Source organism: Pseudoduganella sp. UC29_106 (assembly GCF_044055365.1).
GTDB lineage: Bacteria > Pseudomonadota > Gammaproteobacteria > Burkholderiales > Burkholderiaceae_D > Rugamonas.
In genome coordinates this window covers 4409404-4433020 of record NZ_CP171977.1, presented here as the reverse complement: position 1 = coordinate 4433020, position 23617 = coordinate 4409404, and the positions used below count along the sequence as shown (strand labels likewise).

21 protein-coding genes and 3 pseudogenes are annotated in these 23617 nt (G+C 62.6%); 21 read left to right on the top strand and 3 right to left on the bottom strand.

Going from position 1 to position 23617, the window contains the following annotated elements; translation table 11 throughout:
* Window position 1: 1 nt before the first annotated feature.
* From ACHMW6_RS22065 to ACHMW6_RS22025, 9 genes and pseudogenes are all read left to right on the top strand, one after another.
* A pseudogene (locus ACHMW6_RS22065) lies at window positions 2-187 on the top strand (CoA-binding protein); the annotation flags it as partial.
* A 109-nt stretch (window positions 188-296) separates the two neighbouring features.
* Window positions 297-2372 carry a bifunctional acetate--CoA ligase family protein/GNAT family N-acetyltransferase gene (locus ACHMW6_RS22060; protein ID WP_395399931.1) on the top strand — a complete coding sequence of 692 codons (2076 nt, stop codon included), beginning with the start codon at window positions 297-299 and terminating at the stop codon, window positions 2370-2372.
* A gap of 107 nt (window positions 2373-2479) precedes the next feature.
* Window positions 2480-3157, top strand: coding sequence for a hemerythrin domain-containing protein (locus ACHMW6_RS22055; protein WP_395399929.1), 678 nt, complete (start codon window positions 2480-2482; stop codon window positions 3155-3157).
* 100 nt (window positions 3158-3257) lie between these two features.
* Window positions 3258-3893, top strand: a complete 636-nt coding sequence (locus tag ACHMW6_RS22050; RefSeq protein ID WP_395399927.1) for a hypothetical protein — start codon at window positions 3258-3260, stop codon at window positions 3891-3893.
* Window positions 3799-5913 carry a DUF349 domain-containing protein gene (locus ACHMW6_RS22045; protein WP_395399925.1) on the top strand — a complete coding sequence of 705 codons (2115 nt, stop codon included), beginning with the start codon at window positions 3799-3801 and terminating at the stop codon, window positions 5911-5913. Before ACHMW6_RS22050 ends, ACHMW6_RS22045 begins: the two co-directional genes overlap by 95 nt.
* Window positions 5913-6365 carry a molybdopterin synthase catalytic subunit MoaE gene (gene moaE, locus ACHMW6_RS22040; protein WP_395399923.1) on the top strand — a complete coding sequence of 151 codons (453 nt, stop codon included), beginning with the start codon at window positions 5913-5915 and terminating at the stop codon, window positions 6363-6365. The genes ACHMW6_RS22045 and moaE overlap by 1 nt, the downstream gene beginning before the upstream one ends.
* A gap of 77 nt (window positions 6366-6442) precedes the next feature.
* A pseudogene (gene clpB / locus ACHMW6_RS22035) lies at window positions 6443-9030 on the top strand (ATP-dependent chaperone ClpB).
* Window positions 9011-9607: an HD family hydrolase gene (locus ACHMW6_RS22030; protein WP_395399921.1), complete on the top strand. Its 597-nt coding sequence runs from the start codon at window positions 9011-9013 to the stop codon at window positions 9605-9607. Before clpB ends, ACHMW6_RS22030 begins: the two are co-directional and overlap by 20 nt.
* The gene (locus ACHMW6_RS22025; RefSeq protein ID WP_395399919.1) at window positions 9604-10029 is read left to right on the top strand and encodes a YybH family protein; all 426 of its coding nucleotides are present in this window, start codon (window positions 9604-9606) and stop codon (window positions 10027-10029) included. Before ACHMW6_RS22030 ends, ACHMW6_RS22025 begins: the two co-directional genes overlap by 4 nt.
* 228 nt (window positions 10030-10257) lie before the next feature.
* Here the strand turns inward: ACHMW6_RS22025 and ACHMW6_RS22020 are convergent, their stop codons facing one another.
* On the bottom strand, window positions 10258-11046 hold the full coding sequence (locus ACHMW6_RS22020) for an AraC family transcriptional regulator (protein ID WP_395399917.1): 789 nt from the start codon (window positions 11044-11046) through the stop codon (window positions 10258-10260).
* Window positions 11047-11116: 70 nt separating this feature from the next.
* Here ACHMW6_RS22020 and ACHMW6_RS22015 point away from each other — a divergent pair, with 70 nt between their 5' ends.
* The 5 genes from ACHMW6_RS22015 (at window position 11117) to ACHMW6_RS21995 (ending at window position 16851) form a co-directional block, all read left to right on the top strand.
* A complete protein-coding gene (locus tag ACHMW6_RS22015) occupies window positions 11117-12334 on the top strand; it encodes an MFS transporter (protein WP_395399915.1) in 1218 nt (405 codons plus the stop codon).
* Between the two features lie 35 nt (window positions 12335-12369).
* Window positions 12370-12864 (top strand): ribonuclease E activity regulator RraA, encoded by a 495-nt coding sequence (gene rraA, locus ACHMW6_RS22010; RefSeq protein ID WP_395399913.1) that lies wholly within the window; start codon window positions 12370-12372, stop codon window positions 12862-12864.
* A 306-nt stretch (window positions 12865-13170) separates the two neighbouring features.
* Entirely contained in the window at window positions 13171-14475 is a 1305-nt protein-coding gene (gene aceA / locus ACHMW6_RS22005; RefSeq protein ID WP_395399912.1) for an isocitrate lyase, read from the top strand.
* Between the two features lie 116 nt (window positions 14476-14591).
* Window positions 14592-15512: a 23S rRNA (adenine(2030)-N(6))-methyltransferase RlmJ gene (locus tag ACHMW6_RS22000; RefSeq protein ID WP_395399911.1), complete on the top strand. Its 921-nt coding sequence runs from the start codon at window positions 14592-14594 to the stop codon at window positions 15510-15512.
* Window positions 15513-15579: 67 nt separating this feature from the next.
* Complete coding sequence (locus tag ACHMW6_RS21995) at window positions 15580-16851, top strand: EAL and HDOD domain-containing protein (protein WP_395399910.1); 1272 nt, start codon at window positions 15580-15582, stop codon at window positions 16849-16851.
* Here ACHMW6_RS21995 and ACHMW6_RS21990 read toward each other — a convergent pair.
* Both ACHMW6_RS21990 and ACHMW6_RS21985 read right to left on the bottom strand, forming a co-directional pair.
* On the bottom strand, window positions 16845-17582 hold the full coding sequence (locus ACHMW6_RS21990; protein WP_395399908.1) for an SAM-dependent methyltransferase: 738 nt from the start codon (window positions 17580-17582) through the stop codon (window positions 16845-16847). The genes ACHMW6_RS21995 and ACHMW6_RS21990 overlap by 7 nt on opposite strands.
* 58 nt (window positions 17583-17640) lie before the next feature.
* Window positions 17641-18234, bottom strand: a complete 594-nt coding sequence (locus ACHMW6_RS21985; protein WP_395399906.1) for a Maf-like protein — start codon at window positions 18232-18234, stop codon at window positions 17641-17643.
* A gap of 116 nt (window positions 18235-18350) precedes the next feature.
* Here ACHMW6_RS21985 and ACHMW6_RS21980 point away from each other — a divergent pair, with 116 nt between their 5' ends.
* The 7 genes and pseudogenes from ACHMW6_RS21980 to acpP all read left to right on the top strand — a co-directional run bounded on the left by ACHMW6_RS21980 (window position 18351) and on the right by acpP (window position 23587).
* Window positions 18351-18851, top strand: coding sequence for a YceD family protein (locus tag ACHMW6_RS21980; RefSeq protein ID WP_395399904.1), 501 nt, complete (start codon window positions 18351-18353; stop codon window positions 18849-18851).
* Window positions 18852-19129: 278 nt separating this feature from the next.
* Window positions 19130-19312, top strand: coding sequence for a 50S ribosomal protein L32 (gene rpmF, locus ACHMW6_RS21975; protein WP_028104096.1), 183 nt, complete (start codon window positions 19130-19132; stop codon window positions 19310-19312).
* Window positions 19313-19403: 91 nt separating this feature from the next.
* The gene (plsX, locus tag ACHMW6_RS21970; RefSeq protein ID WP_395399901.1) at window positions 19404-20513 is read left to right on the top strand and encodes a phosphate acyltransferase PlsX; all 1110 of its coding nucleotides are present in this window, start codon (window positions 19404-19406) and stop codon (window positions 20511-20513) included.
* On the top strand, window positions 20467-21453 hold the full coding sequence (locus ACHMW6_RS21965; protein ID WP_395399899.1) for a beta-ketoacyl-ACP synthase III: 987 nt from the start codon (window positions 20467-20469) through the stop codon (window positions 21451-21453). The genes plsX and ACHMW6_RS21965 overlap by 47 nt, the downstream gene beginning before the upstream one ends.
* A gap of 46 nt (window positions 21454-21499) precedes the next feature.
* Window positions 21500-22442: pseudogene (gene fabD / locus ACHMW6_RS21960) on the top strand (ACP S-malonyltransferase).
* A gap of 13 nt (window positions 22443-22455) precedes the next feature.
* Window positions 22456-23202, top strand: a complete 747-nt coding sequence (fabG, locus tag ACHMW6_RS21955) for a 3-oxoacyl-ACP reductase FabG (protein WP_395399897.1) — start codon at window positions 22456-22458, stop codon at window positions 23200-23202.
* A 145-nt stretch (window positions 23203-23347) separates the two neighbouring features.
* Window positions 23348-23587, top strand: coding sequence for an acyl carrier protein (gene acpP / locus ACHMW6_RS21950; protein ID WP_028104092.1), 240 nt, complete (start codon window positions 23348-23350; stop codon window positions 23585-23587).
* Window positions 23588-23617: the final 30 nt, after the last annotated feature.

The window sequence follows — 23617 nt, the reverse complement described above, 5'->3', positions numbered from 1 at the left end:
CATGAGCGTCAGGAATGTTGAAAGTCTGTTCGAACCTTCGTCGGTGGCCATTCTCGGCGCATCGCAGCGGCCGGACCGCATGGGCACCCAGGTCATGAACAATATGGCCGAAAGCGGCTTTGCGGGCGCCATCTGGCCTGTCAATCCGAAATACGACCAGCTGCTCGGCATTTCCTGCTATCCGAAGATATCGGCGCTGCCGCGCGTGCCGGACCTGGCCATCATCTGCACGCCGCCGGGACACCATCCCCGGCCTGATCGCGGACCTGGGCAAGCGCGGCACGCGCGGCGCCATCGTGCTCACGCCCGTGTCGGACAGCGTGCGCCAGGCCTTGCTGAAAGCGGCGCGTCCCTATCTGATGCGCATCCTCGGTCCCGGCGGCATAGGCCTGGTGGCGCCGCTGGCGGGCCTGAACGCCAGCGTGGCCCATGTGGGCGCCAAGCCGGGCAAGCTGGCCTTCATATCGCAATCGGCCACTGTGATGACGGCGGTGCTGGACTGGGCGCGGCGCCAGGGCATAGGCTTCTCGCGCGTGGTGTCGTTGGTGGAAGGCGGCGATATCGACCTGGGCGACATGCTTGATTTCCTCGCCGCGGATGACGACACCAACGCCATCCTGATGCACATCGAAACGGTAAGCTGCGCGCGCAAGTTCATGTCCGCGGCGCGGCTGGCGGCGCGCGGCAAGCAGGTGGTGGTGCTGAAGGCGGGGCGCGGCGGCGACGACCGCGTGTACGACGCCGTGATCCGGCGCGCCGGCATGCTGCGCGTGTTCTCGTCCTCCGATCTGTTCGACGCGGTGCAAACCCTGGCGCGTGCGCGGCCCACGCGCGGCGAGCGCCTCGGCATCATCTGCAATGGCGCCGGCCCCGGCCAGCTGGCGGCCGATGCGCTGGACTGGGTGCACGGCAGCCTGGCGCCGCTGTCACCCGATACGCTGAAGCGGCTGCAATCGCAGCTGCCCGCGCGGCTGGCGGCCACCAACCCTATCGACATCGGCGGCGAGGCGGACGGCGAACGCTACGCCGCCGTGCTGGAAACGCTGCTGAAGGAACCGCAGGCCGATGCGCTGCTGATCGTGCACGGGCCTTCGTCCGCGACCGGCAGCACGGAAGTGGCGCAGGCGCTGGCGCCGCTGATCAAGGCCAGCGGCCGCAGCGTGTTCGCCAGCTGGGTGGGTGGCGATGCGGTGGCCGGTGCGCGCCAGGTGTTCGCGCAGGCCGAGTTGCCGGCATATGACACGCCGGAAAAAGCCGTGCGCGCCTTCAGCCAGGTCGTGGCCTGGCACCGCAATCAGGCGCTGCTGATCGAAGTGCCGGCGCAGGCGCCGATGGCTTCCGCGCCGGAACGCCAGGCTGCGCGCGCCGTGGTCGAAGCGGCGCAGGCGCAGGGCTTGCCGCAGCTGGCGCCGGAGCCTTTGCGCGCGGTGCTGGCCGCCTATGGCGTCACGCTTGCCGATAGCGCTAACGCGGATTGCGGCGACAGCCAGCAACTGCGCATCGCGATGAATGTGGACCCGGTGTTTGGTCCCGTGATCAGCATCGGACTTGGCGGCAGCGCAGGCAAGGTGGTGGACGATCGCGCCGTCGGCCTGCCGCCCTTGAATATGGTGCTGGCGCGCGAGATGCTTGAACGCACCCGTGTTTCGCGTGCGCTGAAGCCACACAGCGATGCGGTTTGCCGCATGCTGATCCAGGTCGCCGAACTCGTTGCGGACATCGGCGAAGTGGCCAGCCTCGAAATCAATCCGCTGGTGGCGGGCGAGGACGGCCTGTCCCCGCGGGCCGCGCGCATTGCACTGGGACCGAAACGGCCAGAGTCCGCGATGGCAATCCGCCCGTATCCGCAGGCGTTGGAAGAAGAAATTGAATGGCAGGGCAGCCCCTTGCTGCTGCGGCCGATCCGTCCCGAAGATGCGCCGGCCCATGTGCGTTTCTTTGCGCGCCTCACGCCCGACGATGTGCGCCTGCGCTTCTTTTCGGCGATGAAAGAACTGCCGCCGGCACAATTAGCGCGGCTCACGCAAATCGACTATGACCGCGCAATGGCATTCATCGCGACCCAAACCGGTATGGATGGCGAAGCCGAAACTTTGGGCGTGGTGCGCGCCGTGGCGGACCCTGATAATCAGCACGCCGAATTCGCCATCATCATCCGTTCCGACCTGAAAGGAAAAGGCCTGGGCAATATCTTGTTCCGCAAGCTCATCGACTATTTCACTAGTCGCGGTACGCGCGAGTTGGTCGGTGAAGCGCTGGCGGAGAATACAGGAATGCAACACTTGATGCGCAGATTCGGCGGAACCGTGACGTCGTCGCGGGAAACTGGTATGGTTGATCTTCGCCTTGAACTACGGCCGAAATCGCCGTAAATTATTAGCACACCGCCGATCCATGTTTGATTTTGATCAAGGCGGGTCTGTCGGGCTTATTTACACTTGTACTTCCGTTCCGCCAACAGCGTCATTTGGGAGCAAGAATGTTAACGGCCACTTACACACTCGTTGCCCTGTCCGTCGAACAGGCCAACGTGCGCCTGAGCCTGCTATCGTTCCAGAAATACGTGCAATCGACGTTCGTACGCCAGCAAAGCATTACGCTGTCCCAGCTTGAGTACGCATGCGAAACACTGGAGCGTCTTTACCAGGCTTGCCACTGGCGCAAAATAGAGCTGTACCTGATTCCTGCATTACGCGAGGCCACCGAGCAGGCCAATCAATTGCTCGATGAATTGAGCCGCCTGAACCAGAATGCACTGGCGATGATCCGCCGCTTGCAGAAGGAACTCGATAGCGCCAATGCGCGCAGCGAGGAACAGGTGACCGAAATTTGCGAGGCAATCGAAGCCTTCTGCGGTGCGCTGTTGCAGCGCCTGGAGAAAGAAGAGAAGGAACTGTTTGCGATGGCGCGCGCCGTCATCAGTGGCGAAGCGTGGTTTGCGATCGCCAACCAGTTCCTCGCTCACGATGCGGAGATGGTGGAAGCGCGCCGCGTGCAGTGCGCCAAGCCGGCCTTGCCTGTGAAGGATGGGAGATCCACCGTGGAAGCGCGCCGGGCCCTTGAGGCTGTGCGCGAAGAACCGGAGAATGTCCTGCCCATGCCGGAGCTGCGCTACCACCGTCGCCAGCATTCGGCTCACCGCGCCGCGGCCGAGTAGAGCGGGCCATCGGCTCACCAGTGATGAGTGAGCCGTTCTGCCGCCGACAAAGAAGTCGGCGCTGCGCTATGATGGTGGTTTTGATCCAATCATAGCTATCATGTTCGAATTCCTCTTCAAGCGGCCCGGTGAAAAGGGCGCCGATACGCAGGCAGATGCTCCCGCCCAGAACGGGCAGGACGCCGCCGGCAATGGCGCGCCCAACGGCGCCGCGGACCGCCGCAGCGCCCAGGCCGAACTGGCGCGCAGCCTGGCCGGTAATGAAGAGACAGCCGTCGAACTCATCCTCAACAGCGAATTTGCCGACGTACGCCTGGCTGCGGCCGAGCACGTGCATTCGCAGCCGGCGCTGGAAAAAGTCCAGCAGGCCATGCGCAACACGGACCGCCGCGTGGCCAAGCTGATGCAAGGCCGCATCGATGCCATCCGCCATCAGCAGGCGGAACAGCGCCAGGCCGACGCGTGCATTGCTCAAGCGCAGCGTCTGTTGCAGGATGAAAAGCTTACCCCTAATCAGGTCGCGGACCTGGACCGGCAGTGGAAGGTGATTGCCGCCGCGCCGGATCCGGCCGCGCAATTTCAGCGGCATCCGCGAAGCGCTCGGCCACCGGCTGGAGGCGCAGGTCGCTTTGCAGCGCGGCATGATCGATGCGCTGGCTGCCGTGCGCAAGCTGACGTCTTCCGCCGACGCTGTCGCAGCGCTGGCGGAACTGGAGCGTTTTGCAAGCGAGCATGAGGCCCAGTTGGCTTCGCCCGAGCTTGCATCGTTGCCGCGGCATTTGCTGAGCGATTTCGAACTGGCGCTCGGTGAGGCGCGCAGCAAGCTGACGCCGAAGCAGCCGGCGCCGGAGCCGGCCCCAGCCCCAGCCCCGGTTCACACGCCTGCGCCAGCTGCCGCCGCCGCCGAGCCTTCCGCGCAAGCCGAGTCTGCCGCGCCTGCCGCCGATGCCGAGCCGGAAGCCGCCGCCGAGGCCGCGGGCGAGTCCGGTCACGATGCCGCGGCGCCAGCCGTAGCGGAAGGCGAAGCGGCTGCGCCTGCCGAACACGCCGCGCGCCCGTCGCGCGATAAGCACAAGCCGACCGCGGCCGAGAAAGAAGCCAACAAGCAATTCATGGAAATGGTCGAGCAGTTGTCCGCCGCGCTGGACCAGGGCCACCTGCACATCGCCGCCGACCTCGACAAGAAACTGAAGGAAACCAGGACCGGCCGCCTGAATCCGCACCAGGCCGACCGCCTGTCCCATGTGCGAGCCGAACTGAAGCGCATGAACGACTGGGCGCGCTGGGGCGGCAATATCTCGCGCGAGGAACTGGTGAAAGCGGTGGAAGAACTGCCGAAGCAGGGCCTGCCGATGAGCGACCTGGCCAAGAAGGTCAGCGCGATGCGCGAACGCTGGAAGCAGCTGGATGGCGTGTCCGGCGCGGCGCCGAAGAGCCTGTGGGAAAAGTTCGACGCCGCCTGCACCGCCGCCTACGCTCCTGCCGCCGCCCACTTCAAGCACCTGGCCGACGAACGCCACACGAACGCCGCCAAGGCGCAAGCCCTGGTCGATGAAGCCAATGCCTTGATCGCGAAGGATGAAGCCCAGCGCGAGGCGGCCGGCGGCGACCTGGCCGACAAGCGCGACGCCGCCAGCGGTACGCTGCCGCACACCCACGACTGGCGCACGCTGGCTTCGTCCACGCAGCGCCTGCGCCAGGCCTGGAGTCGCCTCGGCACCATCGACCGCAAGGACAAGAAGCGCCTGGACGCCGCCTTCAACAAGGCCATGGATGCCCTGATGTCGCCGCTGGACGGACAGCGCCGTATCGAAGTCGCACGCCGCGAGCAGCTGATCGAGGAAGTCGGCAAGCTCAATCCAAGCGACCGCCACACCATCGACACCCTGCGCGGCCTGCAGGAAGCCTGGCAGGAGCACGCCCGCGCGCTGCCGCTGGAGCGCAAGTCCGAGCAAGCCCTGTGGCAGAAATTCCGCGCCGCCTGCGACGCGATCTTCGCCAAGCGCAAGGAAGTCGCCCACGCCGCCGACCATGAACGCAAGTCCCACCTGCATGCGCGCGAAGCCATTTGCGCCGGCCTGGAGTCGGCCACCTTCGAGGGCGACGATAAGGCCGTGCAGGCCGCCATCGCCCGCACGCTGAAGGAAGCGTCACAGGCCTGGCATGCGTCCGGCTCCGTGCCGCGCGCTTCCGAGCAGAAAATCGAGTCGCGCTACAAGGCCGCCGTGGCCGCCCTGCAATCGAAGGCGGATGGCCTGCGCAAGAAAGCCGGCGCGGCCCAGGCCAATGCGTTGCGCGAAAAGCTGCGCCTGGTCCAGTCGCTGGAAACCACGATCGCTGCGCCCGAGGAAGTCAGCGCGGACGACTGGAACAGCCGCTGGCAAGCCTTGCCCGCGCTGCCCAACGATTACGAGCGCACGCTGCGCGCCCGCTTCGACGCCGCGCTGAAGGCGGTGGAAGAGGGCCCGTCCGCCCGTTCCGCCTATGCCGGCGAGCTGGAAGCGAACCGCGAACGACTGCTGTCCGAAGTGCTGCGCCTGGAAATCGTGTCCGGCATCGACAGCGGCCCGGAATTCGCCCGCGACCGCCTGAAGATGCAGGTCGAAGTGCTGCAGTCTTCGCTGAAGTCCGGCCAGAAGCCGGGCAGCCAGGCTGCCCAGTTCCTCGCCCTGTGCGCCATGCCGGCGCTGGCGGATGCCCGCACGGCCAGCCGTATCGAGCAGCTGTTCCGCCGCATCGGCGCCGCGGAGGCGTAATGACGGTTCGCGTTCAGACCGGGGATTTCGACCTCGCCCAGGAAGTCAGGCAACTGCGCGCCGGGAACGGGAAAGTTGGCGGTATAGTCACCTTCGTCGGTACCGTGCGCGACCTGAACGAGGGCGCGAACGTATCGGAAATGGAGCTGGAGCACTATCCAGGCATGACAGAGCAGTCGATCGAGGCCATCATCGGCCAGGCAAAAGAGCGCTGGCCTGTGTATGACGCCCTGGTGATCCACCGCGTCGGCCCTTTGAAGCCGCTAGACCAGATTGTGCTGGTCGCGGTGACCTCCGCCCACCGCGGCGAAGCCTTCGCAGCCTGCGAATTCATCATCGACTACCTGAAGACCGAGGCGCCGTTCTGGAAAAAGGAACAGACGCCGGAGGGTGCCCGCTGGGTCGATGCCCGCGTCAGCGACGATGTCGCCCTGAAGAAATGGGAGATGTGACCTTCATCACATTTTCCTCTTGAAAACTCGTCGCGCAGCCCAATTTTGTCTTACAAGATAAATCAGGAGCGTTAAAAATGCGCCAAGACAAACTCACGACGAAACTTCAGGAAGCACTGGCCGATGCCCAAAGCCTGGCAGTCGGCAATGACAACCAATATATCGAACCGGTCCACCTGCTGGTCGCCCTGCTGAACCAGGAAGATGGCGGGGCGCGTTCGCTCCTGCAGCGCGCCGGCGTCAATGTTGGTGGGCTGAGCAATGCGCTCAAATCGGCGCTGGAACGCCTGCCGAAGGTGTCCGGCACTGGCGGCGACACGCAAGTGAGCCGCGAATTCGTCAATATGCTGAACCTGGCGGACAAGGAAGCCCAGAAGCGCGGCGACCAGTTCGTCTCCAGCGAAATGGTCCTGCTGGCCCTGACCGATGACAAGTCGGAAGCCGGCAAGCTGGCGCGCGAGGCCGGCCTGGCCCGCAAGTCGCTGGAAGCGGCCATCGCCACCGTGCGCGGCGGCGGCAAGGTCGATTCGCAGGAAGCGGAAGGCCAGCGCGAAGCCCTCAAGAAATACACCCTCGACCTCACCGAGCGCGCCCGCATGGGCAAGCTGGACCCCGTGATCGGCCGCGACGACGAGATTCGCCGCGCCATCCAGGTGCTGCAGCGCCGTACCAAGAACAATCCCGTGCTGATCGGTGAACCGGGCGTGGGCAAGACTGCCATCGTGGAAGGCCTGGCCCAGCGCATCGTCAACAACGAAGTGCCGGACTCGCTGCGTGGCAAGCGCGTGCTGTCGCTCGACATGGCCGCCCTGCTGGCCGGCGCCAAGTACCGCGGTGAATTCGAAGAGCGCCTGAAGTCCGTGCTGAAGGAACTGGCGCACGACGAAGGCCAGACCATCGTCTTCATCGACGAGCTGCACACCATGGTGGGCGCGGGCAAGGCCGAAGGCGCAATGGACGCGGGCAATATGCTGAAGCCGGCGCTGGCGCGCGGCGAACTGCACTGCCTGGGCGCGACCACGCTGGACGAGTACCGCAAATACATCGAGAAGGATGCCGCGCTGGAGCGCCGCTTCCAGAAGATCCTCGTCGACGAGCCGAGCGTGGAAGCGACCATCGCCATCCTGCGCGGCCTGCAGGACAAGTACGAGCTGCACCACAAGGTCGAAATCACGGACGCCGCCATCATCGCGGCGGCCGAGCTGTCGCACCGCTATATCACGGACCGCTTCCTGCCCGACAAGGCGATCGACCTGATCGACGAAGCCGCGTCCAAGATCAAGATCGAGATCGACTCCAAGCCGGAGGTGATGGACAAGCTCGAACGCCGCCTGATCCAGCTGAAGATCGAGAAGGAAGCCGTGAAGCGCGAGAAGGATGAAGCGTCGCGCCGCCGCCTCGACCTGATCGACGAGGAAATCGCCAAGCTGCAGCGCGAGTACAACGACTTCGAGGAAATCCTGAAGGCCGAGAAGGCCAATGTGCAGGGCACCACGCACATCAAGGAGGAAATCGAGCGCATCAAGCAGCAGATGGAAGAGGCGACCGAGCTTCCAACTGGCAGCGCGTGTCCGAACTCCAGTATGGCAAGCTGCCGGAACTGGAATCGCAGCTGAAGCAGGCCGAAGCCGCAGGCGCCAACGCGCAGGCGAGCGACAAGCCGAAGCTGCTGCGCACCCAGGTTGGCGCGGAAGAGATTGCGGAAGTGGTGTCACGCGCGACCGGCATTCCCGTGTCGCGCATGATGCAGGGCGAGCGCGACAAGCTGCTGCACATCGAAGAGAAGCTGCACGAGCGCGTGGTGGGGCAGGACGAAGCGATCAACGCGGTGGCCGACGCCATCCGCCGTTCGCGCGCCGGCCTGGCCGATCCGAACCGTCCGTATGGCTCCTTCATGTTCCTCGGTCCGACGGGCGTCGGCAAGACCGAGCTGACGAAGGCGCTGGCGTCCTTCCTGTTCGATACCGAGGAATCGCTGATCCGCATCGACATGAGCGAATTCATGGAGAAGCATTCGGTGGCCCGCCTGATCGGCGCGCCGCCGGGCTATGTGGGGTATGACGAAGGCGGCTACCTGACGGAAGCCGTGCGGCGCAAGCCTTACAGCGTGATCCTGCTGGACGAGATCGAGAAGGCGCATCCGGACGTGTTTAACGTGCTGTTGCAAGTGCTTGATGACGGCCGCATGACCGATGGCCAGGGCCGCACCGTGGACTTCAAGAACACCGTGGTGATCATGACGTCCAACCTCGGCTCACAGAAGATCCAGTCGCTGGATGAATCCGATCCGGGCGTGGTGAAGCTGGCCGTGATGGCCGAGGTACGCGGACATTTCCGCCCCGAGTTCATCAACCGTATCGACGAGATCGTGGTGTTCCACGGCCTGGACGACAAGAACATCGGCGCGATCGCCAAGATCCAGCTCAACATCCTGCGCCAGCGCCTGCAGCGCATGGATATGGATCTGGATGTGACGGAAGACGCACTGCAGAAGATTGCGGAAGCAGGTTACGATCCGGTGTATGGTGCGCGTCCGCTGAAGCGCGCAGTGCAGCAGCAGATCGAGAATCCGCTGTCGAAGCAGATCCTGGAAGGCAAGTTCGGCCCGAAGGATACGATCCGCGTCGACGCACAGGGCAACGACCTTGTCTTCAGCAAGGCCTGACCTGTCCGCCCGCCTCGCGTTCCTGCGCGAGGCGGAGCGTCTCAAGAACGTGCTGCGCAGCGGCCACACCTCCGGTGGCCGCCGCGAGAGCACGGCCGAACACAGCTGGCGCCTGTGCCTGATGGCGCTCACCTTTGCCGATGAATTGCCGGACCTGGACATGCTGCGCCTACTCAAGCTCTGCGTCGTGCACGATCTCGGGGAAGCCATTCATGGCGATATTCCTGCCATCGAACAGCATGCGCATCCCGACAAGAGTGCGCAGGAGCGGCTCGACCTGCTCACGCTGACATCCTCGCTCGACGCGCCGCTGCGCGCTGAGATACTTGCTTTATGGGATGAATACGAAGCCGCGTCCACACCCGAGGCGCGCGCCGTGAAAGCCTTTGACAAACTGGAGACCATGCTCCAGCATAACCAGGGGGCCAACCCGCCCGACTTTGACTACGACTGGAATCTCGGTTACGGTACGAAGTACACGACTGGCCGGCCGCTGTTCGATGCGCTGCGGGCGCTGATCGACGACGAGACGCGTCGCCACGTCCGCACACGCCAGCATAAGGAGCCTTCCGCATGACCCCCGTTGACCAATTCCTGTCCGACTACCGCGCCGCCGTCCTTGCCAAGGACGCCAACGCTTTTGCCGCGCTGTATGATGAAGAAGTGGAAGTGTTCGACATGTGGGGCAGTTGGTCGATGCAGGGCCTGCCCGCCTGGCGCCGCATGGCCGAGGAGTGGTTTGCATCGCTTGGCGACGAGATGGTATTGGTCGATGCGCAGGAAGTCTCCTGCACCGAAACCGCCGACCTCACGCTTGGCACCGCCATCCTCACCTACACCGCGCGTTCCGCCGCCGGCGAAACCCTGCGCTCGCTCAGCAACCGCATCACCGTCGTCCTGCGCCGCCAGCGCAACGGCTGGTGCGTCATCCACGAACACACCTCCGCACCCGTCCAGCACCAGACCGGCAAAGCCATCCTCGCCTACCGCGCCCCATGAGCCGCCTGGGGCTTGCGCTGCCACTTGCACAGCTCCTCCCCCGAATTCGGGGTCAGCTCTGTCATTCGGACAGCTAGCGCTAGCTTTTGATCTTCCTCAATACGTAAATAGACCGCTTTTCGCGTATTGATATCGCTCAAACTTTTAGCTCGCGCGTCCGAATGACAGAGCTGACCCCGAATTAGGCGGTGTCCGAATGACAGAGCTGACCCCGAATTAGGCGCCGAATTAGCGCTTGTGAAAGAAGGCTGTGGGCGTGGAGCCGAAGGTTTTCTTGAACATGGCGGAGAAGGCGGACTGGCTGGCGTAGCCGAGCTGCTCGGCGACTTGGGAGAGGGGGACGCCGCGGGCGATCAGGGGCGCGGCGTGGGCGAGCCTGACCTGCTGGCGCCATTGGCCGAAGCTGAGGCCCAGCTCGCGCTCGAACAGTCGGGCCAGCGTGCGTTCGGAGGCGCCGACCTGGCGCGCCCAGTCTTCCAGCGTTTGCGGCGAGCCGGGCGCGTCGAGCAAGCCTTCGCATAGGGTTTTCAGGCGCTTGTCCGAAGGCAGGGGAACGCGGATGGGGCGGATGGCGCTGCGCGGCAGTTCGTCCAGGATCAGCTCGGACAGCAGCCGCGACCGCGGCGAAGTATCGCCAACGCCCATCTGCCCCAGCGCCTCGATCGATTCGCGCAGCAGGGGCGACACTTCCACCACTTCCAGGTCCTGCGCAAACGGTGCGCGCGCCATGTCCACGCACAGCAGCCGCATGCGCGCGGATTCGAGCACCGTCACGCCGTGCATGGTGCCGGCGGCGATCCAGATCGCCCGCAGCGGCGGCACGATCCAGCTGCTGTTGGCGGCGGACACGCGCAGCACGCCATCGAGTGCATAGGTGAACTGCCCCCAGGTGTGGGTATGCAAGCCGGTAGCCTCGTCGGTCTCCAGCTGGCGCGACACCACGGTCACGGGCCGCACGCCGCCCGGGGCCTCCTGGCGCGGTGTAATCCCTACGTGGCGGACGGTAGCAGTCGGCATGGCGGAATCTCGACAAATAATGTCCGGCTATCTTAAACCAGACGCGGCCGTGATGCTTAAACTATTCAGCATGGATACTCAAAATGACAAGGCGCTGCTGCGCCAGGATGCCCGCGTGATCGGCCTGGTTGGCCTCGCCCATGGCACCTCCCACTTCTACCACCTGATCCTGGCTGCGCTGTTTCCCTGGCTGAAGCCGGCATTCAACCTCAGCTACGCCGAGCTGGCGATGCTGATGACGGTATTCTTCGTCGTCTCTGGCATTGGACAGGCAATGGCCGGCTTCGTGGTCGACAAGGTCGGCGCGCGCCGCGTACTGTTCTTTGGCATCAGCATGCTGGGCGTGTCCGCGCTGCTGCTAAGCGCCGCCAACAGCTACGCCACGCTGATGCTGGGCGCGCTGGTGGCCGGCGTCGGCAACAGCATCTTCCACCCGGCGGACTATACGATCCTGAACCAGCGCGTGTCGAAAGCCCGCCTGGCGCATGGATTCTCGGTGCACGGCATCAGCGGCAATATCGGCTGGGCCGCCTCGCCGCTGTTCCTGACCGCGATTGCCGCTGCCGGCAGCTGGCGTACGGCCTTGCTGTGCGCGTCTGTGCTGCCGTTTGCCGTGCTGGCCATCCTCTTCGTGCAGCGCGATGCAATACGTCCGGAGCCGATCGTGCAGCACGCCGAGAAGCAGCAGGGCGGCACGCTGGACTTCCTGAAGCTGCCTTCAGTCTGGATGTGCTTTGCCTTCTTCTTCCTGACCGCGCTGGCGCTGGGCGGCATCCAGAGCTTCGCGTCGACCGGCCTGGTCAAGCTGTATGGCATGACGCTGACGCTTGCCACCAGCTCCTACACGGCTTATATGCTGGCCTCCGCCGGCGGCATGCTGCTGGGCGGCTTCCTTGGCGCCGGCGCGAAGAATCACGATCGCACCGTTGCCGCCGCCTTTACCGTGGCAGCCATACTCGCGCTACTGCTGTCGGCCGCCGTGCTGCCCGCCTGGTGCGCCTTCCTGTTGATGGGACTGATCGGCTTCTTCTCCGGCATCGCCGGCCCATCGCGCGACCTGATGATCCGCGCCGCGGCTCCGAAAAATGCGACGGGACGCGTGTATGGCGTGGTCTATTCCGGCCTGGATAGCGGCCTGGCCCTTGGTCCGCCGATCTTCGGCCTGATGATGGACGCCAACCAACCGTCCTGGGTCTTCATCGGCATCGCGGTCTTCCAGTTCATGGCGATTGCAACAGCGGTCGGTGTGGGCGGCAGCACCCGTGCCATGCGCCTGAAAAGTGCTTAGAATCGGAATCATCCAAACACTTATCAGGATTGACCATGACTTTCGCCACCACCGATATCTGCGACGACAATCCCGGCTTGCTGGAAGATGGCCGCCTGGCCGTGCTGCCGCCGGTATTCAAGCACTACGGCCTGCACACGAAATTCTGCGGCCCCGCTGTCACGCTGAAAGTCTTTGAAGACAATGTGCTGGTGCGCGCCACGCTGGAAACGCCGGGCAACGGCAGCGTGCTGGTGGTGGACGGCGGCGGCAGCATCCGCCGTGCCCTGGTCGGCGGCCAACTGGCCGTGCTGGCGCAAAACAATGGCTGGGCGGGCATCATCGTCAACGGCTGCGTGCGCGACACGGATGAAATCAACACCTGCAGTGTGGGCGTGCGCGCCCTCGGCGCGCATCCCCAGCGCAGCGCGCGCAAAGGGGAGGGCGAGCGCAACCTGCGCGTGAACATCGCCGGCGTGCCGGTGAGCCCCGGCAACTGGATTTATGCGGACAACGATGGCGTTGTTGTCGCAGAACAGCAACTAATCTGAGCCTGATCCGCTTCAACACAGTGCCCCGCCCGCCGGGGCATTATCTTTTTCTGCTGCGGACGTGTGTATTTTTCACGATGCGGAATATTCATCTCACGTTTTGAAAAGTGCACAAAAATAAGCATGCCCCTTTCTTTCATGCCGAGAAATGGCTTTCCGTATCATGGAAATTTTAACTTAAGCCATTGAATTATATAAGAATATATTTGCTCATATGTCTTATATAAGACTATTGTTGCGGTGAACAACACGGCATATGATGTGTCTAACGGATTTCGTTTTTCATTTCGAACAAAGGAGAACATCATGGCCTCTCGTGCAGAACAAGTCGCAGCGCTGCAAAAGGAATGGGACACCAACCCGCGCTGGAAAGGCGTCACCCGCACCTATACCGCGGAAGATGTGGTGCGACTGCGCGGCTCGCTGCAGATCGAGCACACCATCGCCAAGCGCGGCGCCGAGAAGCTGTGGGACCTGGTGAACAACGAACCCTTCGTGAACGCCCTGGGCGCACTGACCGGCAACCAGGCCATGCAGCAGGTGAAGGCCGGCCTGAAGGCCATCTACCTGTCCGGCTGGCAGGTGGCGGGCGACGCCAACCTGGCCGGCGAAATGTATCCCGACCAGTCACTGTATCCGGCCAATTCGGTGCCGATGGTGGTCAAGCGCATCAACAATACCTTCCAGCGCGCCGACCAGATCCAGTGGTCCGAGGGTAAGGACGATATCGACTACTTCGCGCCGATCGTGGCGGATGCGGAAGCCGGCTTCGGCGGCGTGCTGAACGCCTTTGAGCTGATGAAGTCCATGATCGAAGCGGGCGCTTCCGGCGTGCACTTCGAAGACCAGCTGGCTTCGGTGAAGAAGTGCGGCCACATGGGCGGCAAGGTGCTGGTGCCGACCCGCGAAGCGGTCGAGAAGCTGTCCGCAGCACGCCTGGCGGCTGACGTGATGGGTACCTCGACCCTGGTCATCGCCCGCACCGACGCGGAAGCGGCCGACCTGCTGACCTCGGATGTCGACGACAATGACAAGCCTTTCTGCACCGGCGAGCGCACCGTGGAAGGCTTCTACAAGGTGCGCAACGGCCTGGAGCAGTCGATCTCGCGCGCCCTGGCTTATGCGCCGTATGCTGACCTGGTGTGGTGCGAAACCGGCAAGCCGGACCTGGCTTTCGCCAAGAAATTCGCGGACGCGGTGCACGCCAGGTTCCCGGGCAAGATGCTGGCCTACAACTGCTCGCCGTCCTTCAACTGGAAAAAGAACCTGGACGACGCGACCATCGCCAAGTTCCAGAAGGAGCTGGGCGCCATGGGCTACAAGTTCCAGTTCATCACGCTGGCCGGCTTCCACTCGCTGAACTACGGCATGTTCAACCTGGCCCACGGCTATGCGCGCCGTCAGATGTCCGCCTTCGTGGAGCTGCAGGAAGCCGAATTCGCCGCCGCCGAAAAAGGCTTCACCGCCGTCAAGCACCAGCGCGAAGTGGGCACCGGCTACTTCGACGCGGTCACCCAGACCATTCAGCAAGGCCAGTCCTCGACCACGGCCCTGCACGGCTCAACCGAAGACGAACAGTTCTTCGACGACAAGAAGAAAGCAGCAGCTTAAGTAGTACCGGCGGGTCGTTGACCCTTTGCACGCCCGGCCCCTCTGGTGGCCGGGCTTTTTTATTGGTGCGTCCGCCATGCGATAATGGCGGCTTGAAACACCCATAAGACCAATCCATGTTCAGTTACCGCCACGCCTTCCACGCCGGCAATCACGCCGATGTCCTCAAGCATTTCGTCCAGATCCAGGTGCTCAATTACCTGAACCAGAAGGACGTCGCCTACACCTACATCGACACCCACGCCGGCGCGGGCGTGTATCAGCTGGACAGCGTCCAGGCCACCAAGACCGCCGAATTCGAAACCGGCATCGCCCCGCTGTGGGAGCGCGACGACCTGCCGGCGCCACTGGCCGAGTACGTGAACCTGGTCAAGGGCATGAACCCGAGCGGCAAGATGCGCTATTACCCGGGCTCGCCATACTGCGCCGAAAAGGTAGCGCGCGACGAAGACCGCATCCGCCTGTTCGAGCTGCACCCGTCCGACGCAAAGATCCTTGATGACAATTTCAACGACCTGGCGAAGCATGAGGCCGCGCAGGGCCGCCGTCCGCAAGGGCGCGGCAAGCGCGTGATCGTCAACAAGGCTGATGGCTTCCTCGGCGTGAAAGCGCTGCTGCCGCCGCCGTCGCGCCGCGGCTTCGTGTTGTGCGATCCGCCGTACGAGGACAAGCAGGACTACAAGAAAGTCACGGACATGCTGGGCGATGCGCTGAAGCGTTTCCCGAGCGGCACTTACGCCGTCTGGTATCCGGTGCTCCAGCGCATTGAGGCGCGCAACTTCGCCGAGCGCATGAAGCACCTGGCCACGGGGTCCTGGCTGAACGTCACGCTGACCATCAGCACGCCCACGCCGGACGGCATCGCGCTGCACACCAGCGGCATGTTCCTGCTTAATCCGCCATACACGCTGGAGCCCGTGCTGAAGGAAGTGATGCCCTATCTGGTGAAGGTTCTGGGTCGGGATTCTGGCGCAAAATTTACACTGGAGAGTGGTGAGGTGACCACAAGTAAAAAGGGCAATGCGAAGCGCGCTTGAAAAAACATTGTCAAGATCGTAAATCGGCGTTAGTCTGACAGTAATGAGTCCAGCAGTGGGGAAACCCATGAATGTCGCATTGCATCAAGACGCAGCCCAGCTTCCTCTTCCATATGCCAATCAATTTTTCCTGGCAAGGCAACCCATCCTCAATCGAAACCAGCGGCTTGTAGCATACGAGCTGCTGTACCGGAATGCAGAAGTCCACGAAGCCAGAGTGACTAACGGTACGCAAGCCACTGCGGCCGTGATCGCCCACGCCTCCGAACTGGGCATGGAGCAGGTCGTGGGCGACCAGCTTGCCTTTGTGAATGTAGACACCATCGGCCTGATGAGCGACTTCATTCGCTTCCTGCCGAACGATAAGGTAATCCTCGAAGTCCTCGAATCCGTAGAGCCAACGCCGGACGTGCTGACGCGCCTGCGCGAACTGAAGCAGGCCGGTTTCAAGTTCGCGCTGGATGACGTGGCCGGCGAATCCGAAGCAGTCGAAAAGCTGCGTCCGCTGATGGACGTGATCAAGGTCGATATCAAGCAGATCGCACCCGGCAGCCTGCCCGCCCTCGCCGCTTCGCTCAAATCGCCGGGCCAGAAGCTGCTGGCCGAGAAGGTGGAAACGGTCGAGGAATTCCGCGAATGCATGGACCTGGGCTTCGAATACTTTCAGGGCTATTACTTCGCCCGGCCGGTCATCCTCAGTGGCAAGAAAATAGCGCCGTCACAGATGGCGATCATGAACCTGCTGAACCTGCTCAACCAGGACGCTGACCAGCGCGAGGTCGAACGCAGCGTCAAGCACGACCCGCTGATTTCGCTGAACCTGCTGCGACTGGTCAACACACCGGCCGTTGGCGCGCGCTTCCGCATCAATTCCGTCGGCCATGCGCTAATTGTTTTGGGCCGCCGACAATTGCAGCGCTGGCTGCAGATCCTGCTCTACGTAAAAGGCGCCGAGTTCGATTCACCGCTGCTGCAGATGGCGACCACGCGCGGCAAGACCATGGAGCTGATGATGGAAAAGGTGCGGCCGGGCGAGCGCATCGCGCCCGATATCGGCTTCACGGTGGGCATCATGTCCCTGATGGACGCGCTGTTCTCCGTGCGCATGGGCGAGATTCTCGACTGCGTCAACGTGCTGGACGAAGTGCGTGATGCCTTGCTGCATCGCGTGGGCGAGTATGGCGACGTGCTGCACCTGATCGAGCTGATCGAGCGCGCCCAGGAGGGGCCGGAGCTGACCGGCATCCTGCACAAGCTGGAGGTGGCGCCTTCCGAGCTTTACGCGATCCAGCTGGCGGCCTTCGACTGGGTCAACGACTACGCGCAATCCATTCAGTGAGCCAGTAGCAGGAAGACGGTCGGCTTCTTGTGGAAGTCCGGCGTCTTGCCTGCGGTAAGCAGGCTCTTCCACTGGGCGCCCGTCAAGGTGCGGATGCTTTCCGATGGCAGGCTGATATCGGTCGCCACACAGATCAGCGTATTGCCATTGCAGCTGTTCACCAGCGCTTCCAGCATGGCCGCGTTGCGGTAGGGTGTTTCGATAAAGAGCTGGGTCTGCTTTTCGTGACGCGAGCGGCCTTCCAGGTCCTTGATGCGCTTGGCGCGCGCGGCGGCGTCGGTCGGCAGGTAGCCGTTGAAGGCGAAGCTCTGACCATTCAGGCCGCTGGCCATGACCGACATCAGGATGGAGCTGGGTCCCACCAGCGGACGGACGGGGATGCCGTGCTGATGCGCCAGGCGCACCAGGTCGGCGCCGGGATCGGCCACTGCCGGCACTCCGGCTTCGGACAGCAGGCCCGCATCCTGCCCGGCTTTCAGCGGCTCCAGCAAGCCCGCCAGCGCGGCCGCCGGTGTATTCACATTCAGCTCGCTGATTGTGATTTCCTGCAGCGGACGCGCCAGCGGATGCGTCGCCCCGACCAGCTTCAGGAAGGCCCGCGCCGTCTTCGCGTTTTCCGCGACGAAGTAGGGCAGTTGCGCGGTCAGCGCCTGCACGTGCGTCGGAATCACGTGGTCCAGCGACTCCGTCGCGCCAAGAGTATTAGGAATCAAAAATAAAGTGCCGGTCATGTATTTAAAACCCAAGGCTAAGAACTAGTGGCTGCCACGACGTGGCAGCCACTTGGGGTTACGGTTTCTGGAAAAAGCTTACGCCCGCGGCGCGCAGCATGCCCGTCAGCGCAATCAATGGCAGCCCGGTGAGCGCCGTCGGATCGCTCGAATCGATCCGTTCCAGGATCGCAATTCCGAGCGCCTCATTTTTGGCGCTTCCGGCACAATCGTAAGGCTGCTCGATACGCAGATAAGCATCCAGCTCCTCATCCGGCAAATCGCGGAACTTCACGACGGTCCGGATGTCTTCCAGCTGGTGCGTATTGTTGCGACCATCCCACAGGCACAGCGCCGTGTGGAAGAGCACTTCGCGGCCGCGCATTTTCTGCAGCTGGGCGAGGGCGGCGGCGTGGTTGCCCGGCTTGCCGATTTGTTCATCGTCCAGCGTGGCGACCTGATCGGAGCCGATCACCAGCGCATCCGGATGGCGCGCTGCGACGGCGGCAGCCTTCTCGCGCGCCAGGCGCAAGGCAGTGGCCGAAGGCGATTCGCCGGGCAGGGGGCTTTCATCGATGTCCGGCACATCCACCTCGAACGGCAACTGCAGGCGCGACAACAGTTCGCGGCGGTAGGCGGAGCTGGAAGCGAGGATGAGTCGAGTTGTTTTCATCAGGGAAATGTTATATGCTTGTGCGCCGTCGAAATGCAGCGAAATATCGCGCAAGTCTTTGACGCGACGACGAAAATCCTGCTATTATCGCAGGTTTTCGAGGGAAATTTTAGCCAATGAACGCTTTTGAGATCGACGCCTTTGAGTTCTGTCGGACCAACAGCACCCGCGAAGGCGTAACGCCCGTGGCTGAAATGACCCGACTGAGCAAGGAATGTGCTGACACTTCCGGTGAAGTCGCCTGGAAGGCCGAGGGCGGCACGAGCAAACAGGGCTATCCGCAGCTGCGCCTGACCGTTGCCGGCAAAGTGCAACTGGTGTGCCAGCGATGCCTGGGCCCGTTTGAATATGAAATGGATTCCTCGACCCTGCTGATGCTGGGTAAAGATGACGAGGAAGCCGATGAAATCGAGGAAATCATCGACGACGAAAGTATCGACGTAATCGTCGGCACCCGTTCGATGAACCTGATGGATCTGATTGAAGACGAGGCCCTGCTGGCCTTGCCGCAAGCGCCGAAGCATGAGGTGTGCCCTGACACATCGCTGCTCGACAAAGCGAAAAGCGCGAAGGAGTCGCCCTTCGCCACCCTCAAGGGTCTGAAAGCGGATCAATAAGAATTTTGGCGGATTGGATCCGCCATCCCGGGCGAGTTTGTTGTCCCGGGCGGAACTTCGGCGGATCAATGATCCGCCCTACGCTGTGTCGATATGTTGGCGCGTAGGGCGGGTCATTGACCCGCCGTGTTAGAACGTGTCAAAACGCGTGTTGTTAATCGAGTATTGGCATGGATGTAGCAGTACGTGGCGGCCGGTTTGCCGCTGGGATACTCGATACGCATGTTTTTGCGCATCGGATGTGTTAAAATCTTAGAACTTTAGTATTAGGAGTCATCATGGCTGTTCAACAGAATAAGAAGTCCCCATCGAAGCGCGGCATGCACCGTTCGCACGATTTCCTGGTTGCCCCGAACCTGGCCGTTGAGCCAACCACCGGCGAAACCCACCTGCGTCACCACATCAGCCCGAACGGCTTCTATCGTGGTCGCAAGGTACTGAAGACCAAGAACGACGAGTAATCGACGTTTTTGCTTCAGTCTAGACAAAGCGGTGCAACGCAGGTCCCCTGTCGTCGCGCCGCTTTTTCTTTAGGATTTAAGCAACCCGGCAATGACAATCAAAATCTCTATCGACTGCATGGGTGGCGATCATGGCCCATCTGTCACTATTCCTGCCGCACTCTCTTTCCTCAAGCACGAACCTGACGCAGAGCTCATCCTTGTGGGCCTGGAAGACGTCATCCGCGCTGAACTGAAGAAGCACCACGCCGAAACGCAGCCCCGCATTTCCATCCTTCACGCATCCGAACAGGTCACCATGGATGACCCGCTCGAGGTCGCCTTGCGCCGCAAGAAGGATTCGTCGATGCGCGTGGCGATCGAACAAGTCAAGGAAGGCAAGGCGCACGCCAGCGTTTCCGCGGGCAATACCGCTGCATTGATGGCGGTGTCGCGCTATGTACTGAAAACCATGCCTGGCGTGGACCGCCCGGCTATCTGCTCCATCCTGCCCAACCAGAAGGGCAAGCCCACCTATACCCTCGACCTTGGCGCCAATGTGGACTGCGAACCGCACCACCTGCACCAGTTCGCCATCATGGGTTATGTGCTGGTGCAAGCGGTGGAGGGCATCGAACGCCCGACCATCGGCCTGCTCAACGTGGGTACGGAGGACATCAAGGGCAACGAAGTGGTCAAGGCTACGGCCAAGCTGCTGCAGGCCGACCATGACCGCGGGGCCCTGAACTTCCATGGCAACGTGGAAGGCAACGACATCTTCAAAGGTACGACCGACATCGTGGTGTGCGACGGCTTCGTCGGCAACGTCACGCTGAAGGCGGTGGAAGGCCTGGCGCGCTTCGTGAAGGACGTGCTGAACACCGAATTCCGGCGCAGTCCGCTGACCATGCTGGGCGCGCTGATCGCCCGCAGTGCCCTGAAGATGATTGGCAAACGCCTCAATCCTTCCCGCTACAACGGCGCCAGCCTGCTTGGTTTGCGTGGCCTGGTGCTGAAATCGCACGGCGGCGCGGATGCGGAAGGTTATGAGTGGGCGATCCGCAGAGCGTATGATGCTGCAAAAAATGATGTACAAGAGCATCTGTCGGCAATGATTGCCGAACTCATGCCCCAGGAAAACCCTATCGAGCCGTCTAACGGCGGAAGAGACACGCATGACCCTGTACAGCAAAATCATCGGCACGGGCAGCTATCTGCCTGAAAAGCGCGTAACGAACAATGAACTGGCTGCCCAGCTGGCGGCCAAGGGCATCGAAACCTCGGACGAGTGGATCGTGTCGCGCAGCGGCATCTCCGCGCGCCACTACGCGGAGCCGGAACAGGCTTCGTCCGACCTCGGCGTGCTGGCCGCGCGCCAGGCGCTGGATGCGGCCGGCCTGCAGCCGGACGATATCGACTTGATTATCGTCGCCAGCTCCACCCCCGATTTCTTCGGCTCCTTCCCCAGCACCGCCTGCATCGTGCAGAAGAAGCTGGGCATGACCAACAACTGCGCCGCCGTGGACGTGCAAGCCGTTTGCTCCGGCTTCGTGTACGCGATGGCCAGCGCGGATTCCTTCATCAAGTCCGGCCTGCACAAGAATGTGCTGGTGATCGGTGCTGAAGTGTTCTCGCGCATTCTGAATTTCGAAGACCGCACCACCTGTGTGCTGTTCGGCGACGGCGCCGGCGCCATTGTCATGACGGCGTCAGAAGAGCCCGGCATCCTCTCGTGCAAACTGCACGCGGACGGCCGCCATTCGGACATCCTGAGCATCCCCGGCAATGTGGCCGGCGGCGCGGTGGCCGGCTCGGCCTACCTGTATATGGATGGCCAGGCCGTGTTCAAGCTGGCCGTGAGCGTGCTGGAGAAGGTGGCCTACGAGGCGCTGGAAGCAGCCGACATGACCGCCGACAAGATCGACTGGCTGATTCCGCACCAGGCCAATATCCGCATCATGAACGGCACCGCCAGGAAGCTGGGCATGTCGCCGGAGAAGATGGTGGTGACCGTCGACCAGCACGGCAATACTTCCGCCGCTTCGATCCCGCTGGCGCTGGACGCCGCGGTGCGCGATGGCCGCGTGAAGAAGGGCGACATCGTGCTGATGGAAGGCGTGGGCGGCGGCTTCACCTGGGGCGCTGTCCTGGCGCGCATGTAAGCCCGCGTGTAAAATTCGACCGTTTTTAGAATAAGAGCTCTAAATAATGACCAAATTCGCATTCGTTTTCCCGGGCCAGGGTTCGCAAGCTGTCGGCATGATGGACGGCTTCGCCGGCAACCCGGTCGTGGCGCAAACCATCGCTGAAGCGTCCGACGCGCTGCAGTTCGACCTCGGCAAGCTGATGGCCGAAGGCCCGAAAAGAAGAACTGGACCTGACCACCAATACTCAGCCCGTCATGCTGACCGCTGCCGTGGCTGCCTATCGCGCCTGGATCGCCGCCGGCGGTCCCGTGCCTTCCGTGGTAGCCGGCCACAGCCTGGGCGAATACTCCGCCCTGGTCGCCGCTGGCGTGATCGATTTCAAGGATGCCGTGCCGCTGGTGCGCTTCCGCGCGCAAGCGATGCAGGAAGCTGTGCCGGTGGGGCAGGGCACGATGGCTGTCGTGCTGGGCCTGTCCGACGATGATGTGCGCGCCGCCTGCGCTGAGGCGCTGGCTGCCATCCCCGGCGAAGTCGTGGAAGCCGTCAACTTCAACGCGCCGGCCCAGGTCGTGATCGCCGGGCACAGCGCCGCTGTCGACAAGGCCTGCGAATTCGCCAAAGCCAAGGGCGCCAAGCGCGCCATGCGCCTGCCGGTCTCCGCACCGTTCCACAGCTCGCTGTTGAAGCCGGCTTCGGACCGCCTGCGCGACTACATGGCCAATATCCATTTCAACGCGCCGCAAATCCCGCTAATCAACAACGTGGATGTGGCCGTGCTGAACGATCCGGCATCCATCAAGGATGCGCTGGTGCGCCAGGCGGCAAGCCCGGTGCGCTGGGTGGAGACCATGCAAAAGGTCGCCGCGGACGGCATCACCAATGTGATCGAATGCGGCCCGGGCAAGGTCCTGATGGGCCTGGCCAAGCGCATCGACACCAATCTGGTGGGTGACGCGATCTTCGATCAGGCTTCCCTGGAACGCCTGCTGGCAACCTTCAAATAAGAAAAGGACAAGAATGACTCTGGCTAATCAAGTTGCCCTGGTAACGGGCGCATCGCGCGGTATCGGCAAGGCCATCGCGCAGGAACTGGCAAAACAGGGCGCGAAAGTCATCGGCACCGCCACCACCGAAGCGGGCGCGCAAGCCATCTCCGCCTACCTGGCCGAGATCGGTGCGGACGCCGGCAAGGGCATGGTACTGAACGTGACCGACGCGGAGCGCTGCGCGGCCGTGATCGATGAGATCGGCAAGGAATTCGGCGCCGTCGGCATCCTCGTCAACAATGCCGGCATCACCCAGGATCAGCTGGCGATGCGCATGAAGGATGAGGAATGGGACAGCGTGATCGCCACCAACCTGAGCTCCGTCGGCCGCCTGTCGCGCGCCGTCCTGCGGGGCATGATGAAAGCGAAAACCGGGCGTATTATTAATATCACCTCGGTGGTGGCCTCGGCTGGCAATCCCGGCCAGATGAACTATGCTGCCGCCAAGGCGGGCGTGGAGGGCATGACCCGCGCGCTGGCGCGTGAAATCGGCAGCCGCAACATTACCGTCAACAGTGTTGCGCCGGGTTTCATCGACACCGATATGACCAAGGCACTGGGCGAAGACCAGCACACTGCGCTGCTGACGCAGATCCCGCTGGGGCGTCTCGGCAAGCCTGAAGATATTGCTGCGGCGGTCGCCTTCCTGGCATCGCCGCAGGCCGCTTATATTACCGGCACCACCCTGCATGTAAATGGTGGTATGTATATGAATTGATGAGTTCATGCGGCATAATGGCCGCGTGTTCAAGTCTTTTAATAGCGATTTCGGCGCAGATCAAATCAAGCACCGAAATTAGTTTTTCGGCGCGCAAACCTGCTAAAATGCGCGCTTTCCGTAACAAACATAATGGAGCCATAACATGTCGGATATCGAACAACGCGTTAAGAAAATCGTCGCTGAACAACTGGGCGTCGCTGAAGCGGACATCAAGAACGAGTCTTCCTTCGTGGACGACCTGGGCGCCGATTCCCTCGACACCGTTGAGCTGGTAATGGCACTGGAAGACGAGTTCGAGATGGAAATCCCTGACGAACAGGCTGAAAAGATCACCACCGTGCAGCAAGCGATCGACTACGCGACTGCACACGTCAAGGCCTGATAAGCCCTGGCATTGATCCACTCCAGGAGA

Coding starts and splice junctions, on each gene's coding strand:
- ACHMW6_RS22055 (WP_395399929.1), top strand. CDS start 2,480: ATGTTAACGGCCACTTACACACTCGTTGCCCTGTCCGTCGAACAGGCC.
- ACHMW6_RS22020 (WP_395399917.1), bottom strand. CDS start 11,046: ATGCCGACTGCTACCGTCCGCCACGTAGGGATTACACCGCGCCAGGAG.
- rpmF (WP_028104096.1), top strand. CDS start 19,130: ATGGCTGTTCAACAGAATAAGAAGTCCCCATCGAAGCGCGGCATGCAC.
- ACHMW6_RS21980 (WP_395399904.1), top strand. CDS start 18,351: ATGAACGCTTTTGAGATCGACGCCTTTGAGTTCTGTCGGACCAACAGC.
- aceA (WP_395399912.1), top strand. CDS start 13,171: ATGGCCTCTCGTGCAGAACAAGTCGCAGCGCTGCAAAAGGAATGGGAC.
- ACHMW6_RS21965 (WP_395399899.1), top strand. CDS start 20,467: ATGACCCTGTACAGCAAAATCATCGGCACGGGCAGCTATCTGCCTGAA.
- ACHMW6_RS21995 (WP_395399910.1), top strand. CDS start 15,580: ATGAATGTCGCATTGCATCAAGACGCAGCCCAGCTTCCTCTTCCATAT.
- ACHMW6_RS22050 (WP_395399927.1), top strand. CDS start 3,258: ATGTTCGAATTCCTCTTCAAGCGGCCCGGTGAAAAGGGCGCCGATACG.
- ACHMW6_RS21990 (WP_395399908.1), bottom strand. CDS start 17,582: ATGACCGGCACTTTATTTTTGATTCCTAATACTCTTGGCGCGACGGAG.
- ACHMW6_RS22025 (WP_395399919.1), top strand. CDS start 9,604: ATGACCCCCGTTGACCAATTCCTGTCCGACTACCGCGCCGCCGTCCTT.
- ACHMW6_RS22000 (WP_395399911.1), top strand. CDS start 14,592: ATGTTCAGTTACCGCCACGCCTTCCACGCCGGCAATCACGCCGATGTC.
- ACHMW6_RS21985 (WP_395399906.1), bottom strand. CDS start 18,234: ATGAAAACAACTCGACTCATCCTCGCTTCCAGCTCCGCCTACCGCCGC.
- ACHMW6_RS22045 (WP_395399925.1), top strand. CDS start 3,799: ATGATCGATGCGCTGGCTGCCGTGCGCAAGCTGACGTCTTCCGCCGAC.
- fabG (WP_395399897.1), top strand. CDS start 22,456: ATGACTCTGGCTAATCAAGTTGCCCTGGTAACGGGCGCATCGCGCGGT.
- rraA (WP_395399913.1), top strand. CDS start 12,370: ATGACTTTCGCCACCACCGATATCTGCGACGACAATCCCGGCTTGCTG.
- acpP (WP_028104092.1), top strand. CDS start 23,348: ATGTCGGATATCGAACAACGCGTTAAGAAAATCGTCGCTGAACAACTG.
- ACHMW6_RS22015 (WP_395399915.1), top strand. CDS start 11,117: ATGGATACTCAAAATGACAAGGCGCTGCTGCGCCAGGATGCCCGCGTG.
- plsX (WP_395399901.1), top strand. CDS start 19,404: ATGACAATCAAAATCTCTATCGACTGCATGGGTGGCGATCATGGCCCA.
- moaE (WP_395399923.1), top strand. CDS start 5,913: ATGACGGTTCGCGTTCAGACCGGGGATTTCGACCTCGCCCAGGAAGTC.